The organism is Helicobacter anseris (assembly GCF_003364335.1).
Lineage (GTDB): Bacteria > Campylobacterota > Campylobacteria > Campylobacterales > Helicobacteraceae > Helicobacter_H > Helicobacter_H anseris.
Map to the genome: position 1 here is coordinate 58,621 of NZ_NXLX01000006.1, position 17,336 is coordinate 75,956.

A 17,336-nucleotide genomic window follows, 5' to 3' on the forward strand; every position below is an offset into this window, starting at 1 on the left:
ACAATATAAAAAGGAGAAAACAATGACAAAAAGAATAGTAGTAGATCCAATCACTAGAATTGAGGGGCACTTAAGAATTGAGGTAATTGTAGATGAAAATAATGTTATCACTGATGCTTTTTCTTCATCTACGCTTTTTAGAGGTCTTGAAACAATTGTAAAAGGTAGAGATCCTAGAGATGTGGGATTTTTAATCCAAAGAATCTGTGGAGTTTGTACTTTTAGTCATTATAAGGCAGGTATTGTTGCAGCCGAAGATGCATTGGGAATTAAGCCCCCATTTAATGCTCAAATGATTAGAAGTTTGATGAATATCTCTTTGTTCTTGCATGATCATGTAGTGCATTTTTATACATTACATGGACTTGATTGGTGTGATATTACTTCAGCACTAAAAGCTGATCCTGCAAAAGCAGCTAAAGAAGCATTTAAATATACACAATATCCAATAAATGCTGGAGAAGATGAATTAAAATCTGTTCAAAAGAGAGTGGCTGATTTTGTTAAGCAAGGAGCACTAGGACCATTTAATAATGCTTATTGGGGACATAAGACTTACCACTTTACTCCAGAGCAAAATCTCATTGTATTATCGCATTATCTTAAATTGCTTGAAATCCAAAGAGAAATAGCAAAAATGATGGCAATTTTTGGTGCAAAGCAACCACACCCACAAAGTCTCACTGTAGGTGGTGTTACCTCTATTATGGATGCATTAGATCCTACAAGACTTGGAGAATGGTCATCTAAATTTGATATGGTAAGTGAATTTATTCATCGTGCATATTATGCAGATGTTGTGATGGCTGCAAAAATGTTTGGCAAAGAGCAATCTGTTCTAAAAGGCTGCAATTTAAGAAACTTTATTTCTCATGCTGAGATGCAAATAGGAGCAGATGAATATCTCTTTAGCAGTGGTATTGTAATGAATGGAGATTTATCAAAAGTGTTGCCAATTGATGAAAATCTAATTAAAGAAGAAGTCACAAGCTCTTGGTATAAATATGAAAATACACAAGAAAAAGCACTGCATCCTTATGATGGTCAGACAAATCCAGAATACACAGGATTTGTTGATGGGGAGAGTGTTGGCGCAAGTGGAAAGCAAGAGCATACAAAACTCCTTGATATTAAAGGTAAGTATTCTTGGATTAAATCACCAAGATACAACGATACTCCAATGGAAGTTGGACCATTGGCTACAGTTGTTGTTGGTTTGGCGGCTAAGAATCCTTATATTACACCAGTAGCGACAAAATTTTTAAAAGATAGTGGATTGCCTATTGAGGCACTTTTTAGCACTCTTGGTAGGACTGCTGCAAGATGTATTGAGGCAGTTGTTATTTGCGATCATGGCAAGAAAGCTTTTAATGCATTGGTAGAAAATCTAAAGATAGATAAGGCGACTTGTGCACCTTATGCAATTGATAAAGATAAAGTATATCAAGGTCGCTATATAGGAAATGTTCCTAGAGGTATGTTAAGTCACTGGATTAGAATCAAAGATGGTGTAGTAGAAAATTATCAAGCTGTTGTTCCATCTACTTGGAATGCAGGACCAAGAGATCATAAGGGGCAAAAAGGTCCATATGAAACAAGTTTGATTGGCACAAAGATTGCGGATTTAACACAACCTCTTGAAATTGTAAGAACAATCCATTCTTTTGACCCTTGTATTGCTTGTGCTGTGCATGTAATGGATACGAAAGGTAATGAGCTTAGTCAATATAAGATTGAGCCAAATTATGCAAGAATCTAAGGGGAGAAATGATGAAAAATACAAAATATGCAGCTTTTCAAGAATTCTCTGGCTTGGTATGCGCCTTTCACTGGATTAGGGCATTTTCTATTTTTGCATTGATTGCAACAGGATTTTATATCGCCTATCCTTTTTTGCAACCAAAAATTAGCCCTGAGCCAGTAAATTTTTTGCAAGCTTACATTAGAAGTGCACACCTTATTTGTGGTTTTGCATTGATTGGGGTTTCTTTTTTTAGACTTTATCTTTTTATATTTGATCAAAAAAGTGCATTTGAGCGCGAATCAATTTCTCAGCTAAAAAATCCAAAAGTTTGGCTTTCTTTAATTGGTTCTTATCTTTGGTTAAGTAAGCATCCTCATATTAAAGGTGCTTATAATCCTTTGCAATTTGTCACGTATTTTGGCTTAGCAGTATTGGTTTTATTGATTTCTTTAACAGGCATTTCTCTTTACATAAATGTATATCATGAAGGGCTTGGTGGTATGCTAATGCCATTTTTTAAGTGGGTTGAAGTAGTTTGCGGAGGATTGGCTAATGTTAGAGCAATTCATCATATATTAACTTGGGCATTTGTGATTTTTATTCCTGTGCATATTTATCTTGCTGTTTGGAATTCTATCAAGTATCCAAATGGTGGTGTAGATGGTATTGTCAGTGGTATTAGATACCAAAAGCATTGATTTTTTATGAAAATTTTAGTTTTAGGAGTGGGGAATATTTTATTTGGTGATGAGGGGATTGGTGTTCATCTTTGTAATTATCTAAAAGTGAATTATAAATTTGAAAGCCCCCATAAAATAGATTTTATAGATGGTGGAACTTTGGCTCAGATGCTTATACCCATTATTACTTCCTATGATGAAGTTTTAATTTTAGATTGTGTGGATGTAGATGGAGCAAAAATAGGAGAAGTATATCACTTTCCTTTCTCTAAAGTTCCAAATATTATTACTTGGGCAGGCAGTGCTCATGAAGTTGAAATGTTGCAAACATTACGACTAATAGAAGCAATGGGAGATTTACCTCCGGTAAGTGTGATTGGTATTATCCCTTATATTATTGGTGAAGATACGACTTTTGAGCTTTCAGAATCAGTTAAAGAGGGTGCTAAAGTGATGGAAAAAATAGCTTTAGATTTTTTAGAACAAAGAGGAGTAAAAGCAACAAGAATAAAAAATGTTGATTTGCAGTTTGTTGCGAATCATTCTTTTAAGGGTGTAGATGATCTTTGATTTTACATTTTTTATTTCTGGTGATTTTGATATTTTAAAAAAGATTTTGCGTTATGAGGCAATGCAAAATGCAATAGAGTTTGAAGAAGAGTTTGTTCAACCAAGATATATCTTTAGGCTAGAAACAGATGAGCAAAAAATGCTAGATTTTGCCCAAAAAATTTCTCAACAAATTCCCTTATCTTTATATTTTAAGTTTGAAAATATTCAAGTATCCCAAAAAACAGAGATTGTATATAAGCAGTATGATACACAAGAAGTTTTAGGAGCAAATGATTTTGGTAGTATTATTCAAAATCAAGATATGACATTGCTTCAAAAGTGGATACAAGATGTTGTCTTTTTTGACAAAGAAATAAAAAATGATTTTTCTGTAGCATTTGAGGCTTTGGTGCAAAAATTTATTGCAACTAAAAAATTAGTAATTAAAAATGCTAGAGGAAAATTTTCTTTATCATTAAATCAAAAAACCTCAAAGGCTATTTTTTGGGATGTTGAAGCATTAAAGACTTATTTGCGTATTCAAGATATGCAAATCCAAGCATTAGCAAGTTATGAAAAACCAAGCGTGATAATTACTCCAAAGGAAGTTTTTATTAAAGATTTTGGCACAGACTTGCTAGAGTGTATTTTGCCTTATGATTTATTTTTGGGTATTTTGGGCAAAAAATGTTTAGAAAAAGGGATAGATTATGCGTTTATTGCTTCTGAGGAAGATGTGCTAGATATATCCTATAATCAAGAAGTTTCAAAACAAGAATGTCTTGTCGTTGCCCAAAATGGATATTTATTGTTTCTAGGAGAAAATAAAGCAAAGAATATTTATGACATTATTCATTCTTATGAAGTTTTGATTGATGATAAAAATAAGCAAAATCTTGTAGCTTGTTTAAGCACTAAGAATCCTTGGATTTTTTGGATTGGGAATGATGATAAGTTTCAAAGTGCTATCAATTTTGATTTTGAGTTAAATCCCAAGATTTTATTTTCAATGATAGAAAAATTAGAAAATGGCACTTCTTTAATTAAGAATTTTTCTAAGAATTTTCCAGAATTGGCACAAAGGGTGCAAGATTTTGATTCTGAAAGTAAAAAATCAAAAAATATTTTTGATTTTTTAGCAGTTGTTGCATTTATTCTTGGATATAGTGATGATTTTTCTTCAATCATTATTGATAATGCTAGAAAATATGTGAGGGACAAGGGACCTAGAATTGATTTTAAGCTTGCAAGAAATGAGGATAAGACACTGACTTTGGAGTATATAAAAATCTTGCGTTCAAGTATGAGTTTTAGATTGGCTGGCGTAGATGAAGCAACATTAAGTTATGGTATCTTAGATTCCATGAGTGAATTTTTTTGCAATTTTATACAAGATTTAAGCACTAATTTTGCTCTAGATAGAGTTTTGGTTTTTGGAGATGCTTTGAAAGAAAAGATGATTTTAGATCGTATATTTGGATATAAGCCAAAAAATATAGATTTTCTTTTACCTCAAAAGGGTTATTTAGATTATTGATATTTGTCAAAAAATTTAAAAAGAGGGATTGAAATGCAAGTAGAAATGCTTTATAGTAAAATACATCGTGCTAGAATCACAGATGCAAATCTTAATTATGTAGGTTCTATTACCATTGATAGAAATTTGGCAAGACAAGCCAATTTGTTGGAAGGAATGAAGGTTGATATATTAGATGTCAATAATGGAGAGCGTTTTAGCACCTATGTGATTTTGGGTGACAAAGAGGGGGAGATTTGTATCAATGGTGCTGCTGCTAGAAAGGTGGCAATCGATGATATTGTTATTATTGTGGCTTATGGGAGTTATAGTCTTGAAGAACTTAAAGATTATAGGCCTACCGTAGTAATGGTCGATGAAAACAATAAAATCCAATCTATAAAATATGAGGTATAGTAATGTTTGATATAGAGAATCTTAAAAATGTTTTTGGTGGTATGCAAAAAGAAATGGAAGATTTACAAACTAAGGCAAAAGAGACTATTTTGAGTGCAAAAAGTGGAGGCGGGCTTGTGAGTGTCAGTATCAATGGTGCTGGTGAATTAGTAGATTTAAATATTGATGATTCTTTGCTAGAGGATAAGGAATCTTTGCAAATACTTTTAATGAGTGCTTTAAATGATGCTTATAGAAGTGTTGAGGAGAATAAAAAAAGTATGGCATTAAATTTACTTGGAGGAATAAAACCCTTTGGTTTATAAACATTTTATTTTTACTTTTTTGTGTCTTATATCCCTTAGTTTTGGTATGGATTTTTCCTTTTGCAAAGATCGCTATCAAGAAACGACACTTGCATTTAGGGATACTAGAGCAATTCCTATTGTATTTAAAGATAAGATTTATTATGTAATTTATTCTAAAAGCCCTATTATTGCCAAAGAAGTAATTAAATCAGATCCTTTTGTTGGACTTTATTTGCTTGATGTTAAGCGACCATCAAAGGGTTATACACTTAAAGAAATAGAGGCAATGCCAGATGATATTGAGGTTGCTATCATTGGATCTGAAAAGATACAAAAAACAAAGATTTTGCAAGAGCAAAAAGGTTTCATAAACTATGCAAAAACAAATGATGTAATTGAGCCAAATGAAATAGTGAGTAATATTTGCTATCAGATTTATGGCATAGGAACCAAAGAGGGTTTTGTAGATAAAAAATATCTTGAAAGATTTTTGTCTCAAGATGAAGTGTATTATGGTGATATAGGTGTGAGATTAAAAGATAATAGCAATCAGATTTCACAAATTGATCCATTTTTTGCAAATAATCCCTTTAAGCCAGAGGATGTGATTATCCAAATCAATGGCAAAAAAACTTCTGCAGAAAACTTGCAATGGATAATTGCAAATCTTGATTATCAAAGTAGGGCAAAAATTACTATTTTGCGTTATGAAGATTCCAAAGAAGTGCAAAAAACTTTTGAAGTAGGGGTGGAGAAGCTTTTTGGAGGATTTTTACTTCAAGATACATTTTTTGAAAGTCAAGGTATAAAAATCGATAGAGAATTAGTCATTCGGCGTATTAGTAAAAATTTACACAATGGACTTGAGAATCTGCAAAGAGGTGATCAAATCCTTTGGGTAAATAAACATAATCCAAAAAAAATGCAAGGGGATATTTTTTTCAATCTAAGACAAACACTCTCTGATGCTTATAGTAAAGAGGGTTTTATCGAGTTACTTATCAGTCGCAATGGCTTGCAATTTAGTATAAAAATTTATCCCAATCAAACAAAAGAGTCTCAGTGATGTTTTTAAAAGAATTTGAAGAATTTCTCATCAAGCATAAGCCAGAGATACAAGGATTCCATCCCTATTTAGAGCGAGCATTTTGGGAGATGCTGTTAAATGGTGGCAAGAGGTTTAGGCCCGCACTGCTTTTAAGTGTCGTAGATGCTTTTGCTCCAACAATGTTGCAAAATGCCTTTCTTCCAGCATTGGCATTAGAAAGCTTGCATACTTATTCTCTTATACACGATGATTTGCCAAGTATGGATAATGCAGATTTAAGAAGATCATACCCGACTTTGCATAAAAGCTATGATGAAGTAACCGCGATTTTAGTAGGTGATGCGCTAAATACTTATAGTTTTTATCTACTCTCACAAGCAAGGCTAGATTCTCAAGTCAAAATACAGTTAATAGAGCTTTTATCAAAAGATGGCGGTATTAGTGGAATGGTGTTAGGTCAAGCACTAGATTGTCATTTTGAAAATCAAAAATTACCCTTAGAAAAATTACAATTTATCCACTTGCATAAAACTGCAAAACTCATTGCTACAAGCCTAAAAATGGGTGCATTGATTGCAAATTTATCTTCTAGCAAAGCACAAGAAATTTATGATTTTGGATTAAAAATTGGATTATATTTTCAAATAAGAGATGATATTATTGATTGCACTGCGACTAAAGAAGAGGCAGGCAAAACAACACAAAATGATGCAAATAAAAATAGTTATGTGAATTTGTTGGGGCTTGATGGTGCAAAAGAGCATTTGCAAAGACTACAAGAAGAGATTTTTAATATACTTGATACTTTTGATAAAAAACTAAAAGAAAATCTTTTAAAAGTATTAAAAGATTATTTTGAAGGAAATAAATGAAAAAAATTTTACTTACAAATGATGATGGTTTTGATTCTAAAGGTTTGTTGGTTTTAAAAGAAGCATTGCAAGATATTGCACAGGTTTTGGTTGTTGCCCCAGCAAGTGAGAAGTCTGCTTGTGGTCATGGACTTTGCTTAACTAAGCCTTTGCGATTTATCAAAGTAGATGATGATTTTTATAAGTTAGATGATGGAAGCCCTACAGATTGTATTTATTTGGCACTCAATGCAATTTATAAAGATGGTCAGAAACCTGATTTGATTATCTCAGGTATCAATCTTGGTTCTAATATGGGTGAGGATGTTACATATTCTGGGACAGCTGCTGGTGCTATTGAAGGGGTAATACAAGGGATACCATCTATTGCAATCTCACAAATGCTAAAAGATAAGAATCTCTCAAATGATTTTGACTTTGCGCTTGCAAAAAAAGTAATTAGAGAAATTGTGTTAAAAATCTTTGATAAGAGTTTTCCTTTAGGTGAAAGAAAGTTTTTAAATATCAATGTCCCACAAATATCTATCAAGGATTTTAAAGGATATAAAATTGCACAAAAAGGTTATCGCCTCTATGCAAACAATGCCCATCTCAATAGAGATCCGAGAGGTAACGAATATTATTGGCTAGGATTGCAACCATTAGCATGGAAAGAAAGAGAGGGAATAATTTCTGATTTTAGTGCTACAAAGCAAGGATATGTTTCTATCACCCCAATTACTATCAATATGACAAGCTATGAGGATATGGATTTAGTGCAAAAGTGGCTAGAGTGCTAAAAATATTTTTTTATCTTTTAAGTTTTTGTTATGCATTTGCAAGCTCTTCTATTGCACTAGAAGGAACTCCTAAGTATAAAAATCTAAAGTATTTTGATTATGTAGATATCAATGCAAAAAAAGGTGGGACCTTTAAAACTCATGTAATTGGTAGTTTTGATAGCCTAAATCCTTTTATGTTGCAAGGCAATCCTGCACAAGGTTTAGAACTTCTCTATGATACATTGATGGTGCAAAGTCTTGATGAACCTTATAGTCAATATGGATTGATTGCAGATGATATTCAAATTGCTAAAGATAATTTTTCTGTAATTTTTCATATCAACCCACTAGCTAGATTTAATGATGGGGTAAAAGTGAGTGCAGAAGATGTGAAGTTTAGTTTTGATACCTTAAGGCAAAAAGGATCAATCATTTTTGCACAATACTATGCTGATGTAAAAGAAGCTAAAGTGCTAGATTCTCAAAATATCCAGTTTATTTTTAAAACAAATAAAAATAGAGAATTACCTCTTATTTTAGGACAATTGCAAATACTACCAAAGCATTTTTATTTACAAAACAATAAAAATACCTTTGGTGAAAATGTCTTGCAAAAACCATTAGGAAGTGGTCCTTATAGTATTGAGAGTTTTGATCTTGGTAAAAGGATAGTTTTTGTAAAAAATCAAAATTATTGGGCAAATGACTTAGCTGTAGTAAAAGGATTTTTTAATTTTCATAAGGTGGTGTTTGAGTATTATAAAGATGATAGTGTTGCTCTCAAAGCCTTTTTAAAAGGGGATTATGATTGGCGGTTTGAGAGTGTGGCAAAAGTTTGGGCAAGGGGCTATACAGGCAAGGCTATGCAAGAGGGTAAAATCCATAAAACAATGATAAAAAATGCTCTTCCTAGCGGTATGCAAGGATTTTTTATGAATACAAGAAAAGAGATTTTTAAAAATCCTCTTGTGAGAGAAGCGCTCTTATATGCTTTTGATGCACAATGGAGTAATAAAAATTTATTTTTTTCTCAATATGAACGCACTTTGAGTTTTTTTAATAATTCCATTTATGCGATGCCAAAACTACCTAGCAAAGAAGAATTGCAAATATTACAACCCTATAAAAAAATCATTGAGGAAAAATATCCGAGGTTATTAACAGAACCTTTTATTATTCCACGCACTGATGGAGGGCAAAAAATAGGAGAGGATAATAGAGAAAATCTTAAATACGCACAACAGCTATTGCAAAAAGCAGGATTTGTGATAGAAGATTTTAGGCTTGTAGATAAGCAGACAAAAACCCCCTTTGTCTTTACTCTTACTCTTGATAATCCAGCCTTTGAGAGATTGGCACTTGCTTATGCAAAAAATTTAGAAATTTTAGGAATCAAGATGCAAATAGAAGTTGTAGATTCCTCACGATATAGTGCTTTAGTGCGTAATTTTGATTACGATATGATTGTAGGAGTGATTGGGCAATCTTTATTTCCAGGTAATGAGCAGTTTTATTATTGGAGCTCACAAAGTGCCAGTACCAAAGGTAGCAGAAATTATGCAGGCATTAGTGATGCAATTATAGATGATCTTATCAAAAGACTAACCCAAGCAAAAAATAAACAAGAGCAAATTGCCATCACTCAAGCACTAGATAGAATCCTATCTTGGGGTTTTTATGTCATTCCTCATTTTAATTTACCTTATTATCGCATTGCCTATTGGGATAAAGTTAAAATGCCAAAAAATCCTCCACTCTATGGATTTGATCCTTACACTTGGTGGATAGAAGAATAATGTATCATTATATTTTAAAGCGTCTTTTATTGATAATACCCACGCTAATTGGAATTATTACTATCAATTTTTTCATTATCCAGCTTGCTCCAGGTGGGCCAGTGGAGCAGATGATTCACAAGCTTCAAACACTCCAAGCAAGCACTGAAACAGGAAATATAAGTGCGAAAATAGGCACATATAAAACCGATAATAATCTTGATGAAAAAGCCATAGAAGAGATTAAAAAGCTCTATGGCTTTGACAAGGGAATTTTTGAGCGTTATTATCTTATGCTTTCACAATATCTAAAATTTGAATTTGGTGAGAGCTATTATCGCAAAATTAGTGTTTTAGACCTCATAAAAGAGAAAATGCCAACTTCCATATCCTTAGGATTGTTTAGCACTCTACTTATCTATCTTATCGCAATCCCTCTTGGAATCTATAAAGCAAGAAATGACGGCAGTTCTTTAGATGTGATAAGTAGCATTATTATTGTTATGGCAAATGCACTCCCAGCCTTTTTGTTTGGTATCTTATTGATTGTTATCTTTGCAGGAGGGTATTATGATGTCTTTCCGCTCAAAGGATTAGTAAGTGATGATTTTAATTCTCTAAGCCTTTATGGGAAAATAAAAGATTATCTTTGGCACATTACGCTACCTGTGATATGCCTTAGCATAGGGGGTTTTGCTACATTAAGCCTTTTGGTAAAGAATTCTTTTTTAGATGAAATGCAAAAATATTATGTAACCTATGCAAGGATTAAGGGTGTGAGTGAGCGTAGAATCTTTTATTTTCATATTTTTAGAAACGCGATGCTACTTGTTATTTCCTCATTCCCAGCAGTATTTTTAGGAATGTTTTTTTCAGGTTCTTTGTTGATTGAAATTATTTTTAGCCTTGATGGGTTGGGACTTTTAGGATATGATAGCCTTTTGCATAGAGACTACCCAGTGGTATTTGGGACTTTGTATATTTTTACTTTACTAGGGCTTTTGGCAAGCTTGATTAGTGATTTGTTGTATGTAGCGATAGATCCACGCATACATTTTGATAAAAAAGGATAGAAATTGAGAGAGATTAAAGTAGGGGTTATTGGTGCAGGTGTAGTAGGTAGTAGCGTTATTAAAATCTTACAAGAAAATCAAGAACTTATTAGCAATAGAATCGGTGCAAGACTTATTCCCACAAAAGCAGTAGTAAAAGATCTTACTAAAAAACGCGATATAAATATTGCCTTAAGTGATGATATCAATTTTATTTTAGAAGATGAGAGTATTGAAATTGTAATCGAGCTTATGGGCGGAGTAGAGCAAGCTTTTGAAGTTGCAAAAAAAGTATTAGAAAAAAACAAAAGCCTTGTAACTGCAAATAAGGCAATGTTAGCCTACCATCGCTACGATTTACAAAAAATCAAAAAAAATCATCCCATTGGTTTTGAGGCAAGTGTTTGCGGTGGAATCCCTATCATCAAAGCCCTAAAAGATGGACTAGCGGCAAATCACATTCTCTCTTTAAGAGGCATTCTTAATGGCACAAGTAACTATATCTTAACTCAAATGATACAAAATGCTATGAGTTTTGATGACGCTCTCAAACAAGCTCAGATTCTAGGCTATGCCGAAGCAGATCCCACTTTAGATATTGATGGTAGTGATGCAGGACATAAACTTTTAATCCTTGCTTCTTTGGCTTATGGTATTGATGCAAAACCACAAGATATTATCATTGAGGGTATAGAAAAAATCAATGCAAGTGATATCGCCTTTGCTAATGAATTTGGATTTGTCATCAAGCTTTTGGGTATTGCAAAAAAAATTGATAATGAAATAGAATTACGCGTGCATCCTGTGCTAATTGACAAAGACAAAATGATTGCTAAAGTAGATGGTGTAATGAATGGTATTAGTGTTGTGGGAGATAGGGTAGGAGAGACATTATACTATGGTGCTGGTGCTGGTGGAGATGCTACGGCAAGTGCTGTGATTAGTGATTTGATAGAAATTGCTAGGGGCAAAAATTCTGCAATGCTTGGTTTTGAAAAAAGTGACAATTCCTTAAAGCTTCGCGATAAAGGGAAAATTCAAAGTCGCTATTATATACGCCTTAGTGCTTATGACAAGACAGGTGTTCTAGCAAAAATCTCAAGCATTTTAAGCAAGAATAATATTTCAATTCAAGCCTTTTTGCAAAAACAAGCAAAAGACGGGATTGCAAAGCTTTTATTTACCACACATATAAGCCAAGAATCTAGCATACACAATGCCCTATCAGAGATAGATTCTCAAGATTTCATTGAAAGTAAATCTTTCTTTATTCGCATAGATGAGTAGGCAAAAGGGTTTTTTAGCAGAGCAAAAAGCAAAAGAATATCTGCAAGCCTTAGGTTTTGAGATTATTCAGCAGAATTTTTACTGCAGATTTGGAGAGATTGATATCATCGCACTTAAAGATGATATTTTGCATTTTATAGAAGTTAAAAGCAATCAAAACAATAATCCCATTTATGCCATCACGCCAAAAAAGCTAGCAAAGATTCAAAAAACTTTGCAATTTTTTATAATGCAAAATCATTGCACAAATGCTTATTGTATCAGTGCTATTTGTATCCAAAATGACAAAATAGACTTCTTAGAAAATATTATCCTTTAGTTAAAAAACTTGAGTATAATCCCACTTCATATATAATTTTTAAGGAGAAAAAATGGGAAAATATATTGAATTAGATATGCAAAATTTTGATAGTGTAACAAAGTCAGGCTTGGCTGTTGTAGATTTTTGGGCGCCTTGGTGTGGTCCTTGTAGAATGCTTGCTCCAGTAATCGATGAGCTTGCAAATGATTATGAAGGAAAAGTTGCAATTTGCAAGGTAAATACAGATGAGCAAGATGAGCTTTCTGCAAGATATGGTATCAGAAGTATTCCTACAATTTTATTTATGAAAGATGGTCAAGTGGTAGATCAAATGGTAGGTGCGACTTCAAAACAAGCTCTCAAAGATAAAATTGACTCATTGATGTAAAATTTTAGGAATCTTTTATAAAGATTCCTAACGATTGATATTTCCATAATACTATACAAATTATCTCAAAGAATAAAAATTATTATTTAAAGGACAAAAGATGATAGATTTAGCGATTATTGGAGGTGGTCCTGCGGGTCTTTCTGCTGGGCTTTATGCTACTAGAGGTGGTATAAAAAATGTTGTCTTATTTGAAAAAGGTATGCCAGGTGGGCAAATCACAGGAAGTAGTGAGATAGAAAATTATCCAGGTGTTAAGGAAATATTAAGCGGATTGGATTTTATGCAACCTTGGCAAGAGCAATGCTTTAGATTTGGGTTAAAGCATGAAATGGTAGAGGTGCAAAGAGTTAGTAAAAAGGGAGATTTTTTTGAGATTTATCAAAATGATGGCAAGGTGGTAGAAGCAAAAGCAGTGATTATTACGACAGGAGGTCGTCCAAAAAAGACAGGCATCAAAGGAGAAGCTGAGTTTTGGGGCAAGGGTGTTAGCACTTGTGCAACTTGTGATGGATTTTTTTATAAAAACAAAGAAGTCGCAGTGCTTGGCGGTGGAGATACAGCATTAGAAGAAGCCATTTATCTTACAAAGATGTGCAAAAAAGTATATCTTATCCACAGAAGAGATGCCTTTAGAGCAGCTCCAGTAACCGTAGAGCACGCAAAGCAAAATGAAAAGATAGAGTTCCTCACCCCTTATGCCATCGAAGAAATCAAAGGTGATAATATGGGAGTAACAGGACTTTTGCTAAAAAACCTACAAACAAACCAAACCAAACAGCTAGATCTCCCAGGTATCTTCATCTTTGTGGGCTATGATGTCAATAATCAAATATTAAAGCAAGAAGATGGCAGTATGCTTTGTGATGTTGATGAATATGGAAATGTGATTGTAGATTTATCAATGAGAACAAATATAGCAGGCTTATTTGCCGCAGGAGATATTAGAATCCAGGCTCCAAAACAAGTAGTTTGTGCCGCAGGAGATGGTGCAAATGCAGCACTTCAAGCTATAGCATATTTAGATTCTTTGCATAAGTAGGTGTATCGTGGTAAAAATAGGTGTTTTTGGTGCAAGTGGTAGAGTAGGAAGATTGCTTATTGAGCTTATTAGCACGCATACACAATGCAAACTAGGTGCTATTTTTGTTCGCAAAACCCTAGATTTCGCCATTCCAGAAGATACTTTAGTGACCAATGATTTAGAATGTTTTATAAAAAATGCTGATGTCATCATAGATTTTTCACTCCCTCAAGCCACTATCACACTTTTAGAGGCTTTGCAAAAAGAGCCAAAGCCTTTAGTTTGTGGCACTACGGGCTTAAGTGATACGACACTTCAAAAGCTCTCTTCCCTCTCTGCTCAAATGCCAATTCTCTATGCTACAAATATGTCCAAAGGCATAGCGATTTTAAATAAAGCCTTAGCATTAGTGGCAAAAAATTTTAAAGATTCAGATATTGAGATTTGCGAAATCCACCATCGCAACAAAAAAGACGCTCCAAGTGGCACTGCACTTACACTAGCTCAAACTTGTGCAAAAGCAAGAGATTTGGATCTAAAAAAAGTCCGCATAAGTGGTAGAGATGGAGAGATAGGAGCAAGAAGCAAAGATGAAATAGCAGTAATGAGTCTTAGAGGTGGAGATATCGCAGGTAGGCACACTGTAGGATTTTATGCAGATGGAGAATATCTAGAGTTTTTGCACAATGCCACCTCAAGACTTACCTTTGCAAAAGGTGCGCTAGATGCAGCCTTATGGCTAAAAGATAAGCCAAATAAGCTTTATGATATTCAAGATATCTTTGAGTTTTAAATGCTAGAGATAGACAATCAAACCTCCATAGATATAAAGACAGATTTTTTACAAGATATCGCTAAAGAGATGAGTTTTAAGGATATTGAGCTTTTGATAGTGCAAAAAGACTTTATCCAAGAGCTCAATAAAACCTATCGTAATCAAGACAAGCCCACAGATGTTTTGAGCTTCCCCTTGCAAGATATGGGAGCAGATACCTTGCTTGGAAGTATTGTGATTTGCATAGAGATTGCACAGCAACAAGCACAGACATATCATCACACCTTGCAAGAAGAAATCGCACTTTTGCTCATTCATGGAATCTTACACCTCCTAGGCTTTGATCATGAAAAAGACAATGGAGAGCATCGAGAAGTAGAGCAAAAATGGATACACCACTTCAAGCTACCAGAAAGCCTTATAGTTAGAAATCAATAATCTAAAATACTTTTTTTCATTAACTTTAGTAAATAAGTTTTAAAAAAAATTCAAAAAAAGCAATTTTTAATATATAATTTTTGTCTTACTTTAAAAATAAAGGGCTTTAATACTTTTAAAGTAATTAAAAATAAAATCTTAAAAAAGGAGTTTTTGTCATGGAACAAAAATTTGATGTAATGAGGGGGGGGGGTATAACAATTCTTTAAATGCTTCTTTCTCTTCAAACAATAATTCAAAAAAATTCTTCAAACCTTTAGTTGCTAGTTCTTTAGCTTTATTTTTAACTGCAAATATTGCAAGTGCAAGTACAATTGATCCTAGTGCTAATTGTACAGATAGTAATAATTGCACCCCAATTACTAGTAATATTACCTTTAAATGGAATGATAGTGCTACAAGCAGTTCTTATGATTCTGTTACAAATACTGTAACTTTTGGAAAAGATATTCCACAAGCTTCAATCAGTGATACAGAATTTACTGGAGGTAAATTTGATTTTGCTGGAAAAACAATGACTATCAATCTTGGTAATAATGTAACTGGTAGAAGCTTTACACTTAATGCCACACAGGATTTTGCTGGAAATATAACAGTAATAGGTGGAAATAGCAATAGTCAATTTATTGGAAGTTTTGAGAAAAATTTTAATGGCAGTATACAGTTTAACAATACTGGTGGCTTTGCTGCAGCAAAAACAACCTTGACTTTTAAAGGGGATGTAACTGGTAATATTGACTTTACTTCAGGGACACACACTATTACATTTGGAGATACTAATAATGGTAGTACAAACTTCACAGGAAATATTGTAGGAGGGTTTTCTACTTATTCAGCTCTAGTTCCAAAAATGGATATTGAGTTTAAAAGTCAAACAAATACAGTAAAAGGAAATGTCTCAGTTCAATATGGAACCACTACCATTACTTTTGGTGGCAATACCACAACTTTAACAGGTAATATTTTATCAAAAGCAACTTATTCTGGAAAAACAGGAGAGAATATTATTAAGTTTAATTCCACTAATACCAATACTATATCTGGAAATATTGAAAGTGTTGCTGGAAAAAATACCATCACTTTTGGAGCAACTAGTACTTCTGGTGGAGTTCAAAGTAGGGCAAATCCTACCAACTCTATCACTGGTTCAGTTATTGCAGGTGGTGGAAGTAATGATATTACAGTAAATTCTAGCGGATTAAGTATAGAAAAAGGCTTGATAGCAAAAACTTATGGTTCTTCTACGAATGCTATTAAAGTAACTTCTGGGAATTTGATAATCAATGAGGGTGAAGCTGATGGCATAAAAGGTTCTATTATTGCTAGAAATGGAGGAGGTAATAAAAATGAAATTACTATTGCTTCTGGTAATTTAACTACACAAAGCGGTATTTCAAATTCCTCAGGAACAAATACTATTACTTTAAATAATGGAACAGCAAGTATAGGTGGTAATATTTCAAACTCATCTGGAACAAATACTATTAATGTTAGTGGAACACTAACTATAACTGGCAATGTTTCAAATTCCTCAGGAACAAATACTATTACCATCGGAACAGCTAGTGCTTCTAGCTCTAAAACTGGTTCTACTAACACGATTTCTGGTTCTGTGACCTTAGCTACTTCTGGAACAAATGCTATCACAGTAAATTCCGGAGGTTTAAGTATAGGCAAGGGTATTTCTGTTACTGGTTATAGTAGTGCAGCTGGAAAAAATACTATTGAAGTAAAAGGTAGTGACTTCACATTAGGTGCTTCAGATTCTGGTTATGCAATCTATGCTTGGAATGGTGGAAACTCTAATAGTATTACTGTTGATGGAACATCAAACATTACAGGAAATATTGAAATAGGTGGAGGTGCAACATCTAATACTTTAATGTTGAATGGTGGGGGTAGTATTACTGGTAATATCACAGCTGGAGGTGGAACTAACAACATTCTTATCAAGAATGCCGCTACTTCAACCCCATCAACTCCTAGTGGTGGAGCTTATACTACTTTAGATTTAAGTGCAACAGATTTAATCACGGCTCTAAAATCTCTATCAAGTCTCACAGGTAACATCACAACCAATGGTGGAACTAACAATATTGTCTTTGAAAATAAAATCTGGATGCCAAGTCAAGTAAAAGTAAGTAATAATATTATGAATTTAGAAGGTATTTCTTCAGGAACTCTTACAACAAATGGTGGAACTACAAACTTAGTGTTAAGATTAGATTCTGCAACTAATTCAGGAGTAATTCCAGTTTATACTGTTAAGACAACAGGCGGAACAGCTAATCTTGTAATGCAAGGACCTGTAAATGTAGAAGCTGATATTGATTATGGCACTAGTGGAATTACAAACCTTATTTTTGCAAGTAATAATGATGGAAAAACAGCTGATGAATTTAAAAATGGAGTGGCGGGT

18 protein-coding genes are annotated in these 17,336 nt (G+C 33.5%); all 18 read left to right on the plus strand.

What is annotated here, in order from left to right:
- Positions 1-22 precede the first annotated feature (22 nt).
- The gene (locus CQA57_RS03565) at positions 23-1,759 is read left to right on the plus strand and encodes a nickel-dependent hydrogenase large subunit (RefSeq protein WP_115578866.1); all 1,737 of its coding nucleotides are present in this window, start codon (positions 23-25) and stop codon (positions 1,757-1,759) included.
- Between the two features lie 11 nt (positions 1,760-1,770).
- Positions 1,771-2,442: a Ni/Fe-hydrogenase, b-type cytochrome subunit gene (gene cybH / locus CQA57_RS03570; protein ID WP_115578867.1), complete on the plus strand. Its 672-nt coding sequence runs from the start codon at positions 1,771-1,773 to the stop codon at positions 2,440-2,442.
- A gap of 6 nt (positions 2,443-2,448) precedes the next feature.
- On the plus strand, positions 2,449-2,994 hold the full coding sequence (locus CQA57_RS03575) for a HyaD/HybD family hydrogenase maturation endopeptidase (protein ID WP_115578868.1): 546 nt from the start codon (positions 2,449-2,451) through the stop codon (positions 2,992-2,994).
- Positions 2,984-4,513 (plus strand): hypothetical protein, encoded by a 1,530-nt coding sequence (locus CQA57_RS03580; RefSeq protein ID WP_115578869.1) that lies wholly within the window; start codon positions 2,984-2,986, stop codon positions 4,511-4,513. Before CQA57_RS03575 ends, CQA57_RS03580 begins: the two co-directional genes overlap by 11 nt.
- 33 nt (positions 4,514-4,546) lie before the next feature.
- Complete coding sequence (gene panD / locus CQA57_RS03585) at positions 4,547-4,909, plus strand: aspartate 1-decarboxylase (RefSeq protein WP_115578886.1); 363 nt, start codon at positions 4,547-4,549, stop codon at positions 4,907-4,909.
- Positions 4,910-4,911: 2 nt separating this feature from the next.
- Complete coding sequence (locus tag CQA57_RS03590; RefSeq protein WP_115578870.1) at positions 4,912-5,214, plus strand: YbaB/EbfC family nucleoid-associated protein; 303 nt, start codon at positions 4,912-4,914, stop codon at positions 5,212-5,214.
- Positions 5,204-6,262: a DUF7488 domain-containing protein gene (locus tag CQA57_RS03595; RefSeq protein WP_115578871.1), complete on the plus strand. Its 1,059-nt coding sequence runs from the start codon at positions 5,204-5,206 to the stop codon at positions 6,260-6,262. The genes CQA57_RS03590 and CQA57_RS03595 overlap by 11 nt, the downstream gene beginning before the upstream one ends.
- Complete coding sequence (locus CQA57_RS03600; protein ID WP_115578872.1) at positions 6,262-7,116, plus strand: polyprenyl synthetase family protein; 855 nt, start codon at positions 6,262-6,264, stop codon at positions 7,114-7,116. The genes CQA57_RS03595 and CQA57_RS03600 overlap by 1 nt, the downstream gene beginning before the upstream one ends.
- Positions 7,113-7,895 (plus strand): 5'/3'-nucleotidase SurE, encoded by a 783-nt coding sequence (gene surE, locus CQA57_RS03605; RefSeq protein WP_115578873.1) that lies wholly within the window; start codon positions 7,113-7,115, stop codon positions 7,893-7,895. Before CQA57_RS03600 ends, surE begins: the two co-directional genes overlap by 4 nt.
- Positions 7,889-9,673, plus strand: a complete 1,785-nt coding sequence (locus CQA57_RS03610) for an extracellular solute-binding protein (RefSeq protein WP_115578887.1) — start codon at positions 7,889-7,891, stop codon at positions 9,671-9,673. The genes surE and CQA57_RS03610 overlap by 7 nt, the downstream gene beginning before the upstream one ends.
- Positions 9,673-10,725, plus strand: a complete 1,053-nt coding sequence (gene yejB / locus CQA57_RS03615; RefSeq protein ID WP_115578874.1) for a microcin C ABC transporter permease YejB — start codon at positions 9,673-9,675, stop codon at positions 10,723-10,725. The genes CQA57_RS03610 and yejB overlap by 1 nt, the downstream gene beginning before the upstream one ends.
- Positions 10,726-10,728: 3 nt before the next feature.
- Positions 10,729-11,991 (plus strand): homoserine dehydrogenase, encoded by a 1,263-nt coding sequence (locus tag CQA57_RS03620; protein WP_115578875.1) that lies wholly within the window; start codon positions 10,729-10,731, stop codon positions 11,989-11,991.
- Positions 11,984-12,310, plus strand: coding sequence for a YraN family protein (locus CQA57_RS03625; protein ID WP_115578876.1), 327 nt, complete (start codon positions 11,984-11,986; stop codon positions 12,308-12,310). The genes CQA57_RS03620 and CQA57_RS03625 overlap by 8 nt, the downstream gene beginning before the upstream one ends.
- 52 nt (positions 12,311-12,362) lie before the next feature.
- On the plus strand, positions 12,363-12,680 hold the full coding sequence (trxA, locus tag CQA57_RS03630) for a thioredoxin (protein ID WP_115578877.1): 318 nt from the start codon (positions 12,363-12,365) through the stop codon (positions 12,678-12,680).
- Positions 12,681-12,780: 100 nt separating this feature from the next.
- Positions 12,781-13,722: a thioredoxin-disulfide reductase gene (gene trxB / locus CQA57_RS03635; RefSeq protein ID WP_115578878.1), complete on the plus strand. Its 942-nt coding sequence runs from the start codon at positions 12,781-12,783 to the stop codon at positions 13,720-13,722.
- Positions 13,723-13,729: 7 nt separating this feature from the next.
- Complete coding sequence (gene dapB, locus CQA57_RS03640) at positions 13,730-14,497, plus strand: 4-hydroxy-tetrahydrodipicolinate reductase (protein WP_115578879.1); 768 nt, start codon at positions 13,730-13,732, stop codon at positions 14,495-14,497.
- Complete coding sequence (gene ybeY / locus CQA57_RS03645; RefSeq protein ID WP_115578880.1) at positions 14,498-14,917, plus strand: rRNA maturation RNase YbeY; 420 nt, start codon at positions 14,498-14,500, stop codon at positions 14,915-14,917.
- Between the two features lie 514 nt (positions 14,918-15,431).
- The coding region (locus CQA57_RS03655) for a beta strand repeat-containing protein (protein WP_147288345.1) at positions 15,432-17,336 on the plus strand (1,905 nt) is incomplete at its 3' end.

Coding starts and splice junctions, on each gene's coding strand:
- CQA57_RS03580 (WP_115578869.1), top strand. CDS start 2,984: ATGATCTTTGATTTTACATTTTTTATTTCTGGTGATTTTGATATTTTA.
- trxB (WP_115578878.1), top strand. CDS start 12,781: ATGATAGATTTAGCGATTATTGGAGGTGGTCCTGCGGGTCTTTCTGCT.
- panD (WP_115578886.1), top strand. CDS start 4,547: ATGCAAGTAGAAATGCTTTATAGTAAAATACATCGTGCTAGAATCACA.
- cybH (WP_115578867.1), top strand. CDS start 1,771: ATGAAAAATACAAAATATGCAGCTTTTCAAGAATTCTCTGGCTTGGTA.
- CQA57_RS03565 (WP_115578866.1), top strand. CDS start 23: ATGACAAAAAGAATAGTAGTAGATCCAATCACTAGAATTGAGGGGCAC.
- surE (WP_115578873.1), top strand. CDS start 7,113: ATGAAAAAAATTTTACTTACAAATGATGATGGTTTTGATTCTAAAGGT.
- CQA57_RS03590 (WP_115578870.1), top strand. CDS start 4,912: ATGTTTGATATAGAGAATCTTAAAAATGTTTTTGGTGGTATGCAAAAA.
- ybeY (WP_115578880.1), top strand. CDS start 14,498: ATGCTAGAGATAGACAATCAAACCTCCATAGATATAAAGACAGATTTT.
- CQA57_RS03625 (WP_115578876.1), top strand. CDS start 11,984: ATGAGTAGGCAAAAGGGTTTTTTAGCAGAGCAAAAAGCAAAAGAATAT.
- CQA57_RS03600 (WP_115578872.1), top strand. CDS start 6,262: ATGTTTTTAAAAGAATTTGAAGAATTTCTCATCAAGCATAAGCCAGAG.
- yejB (WP_115578874.1), top strand. CDS start 9,673: ATGTATCATTATATTTTAAAGCGTCTTTTATTGATAATACCCACGCTA.
- trxA (WP_115578877.1), top strand. CDS start 12,363: ATGGGAAAATATATTGAATTAGATATGCAAAATTTTGATAGTGTAACA.
- CQA57_RS03575 (WP_115578868.1), top strand. CDS start 2,449: ATGAAAATTTTAGTTTTAGGAGTGGGGAATATTTTATTTGGTGATGAG.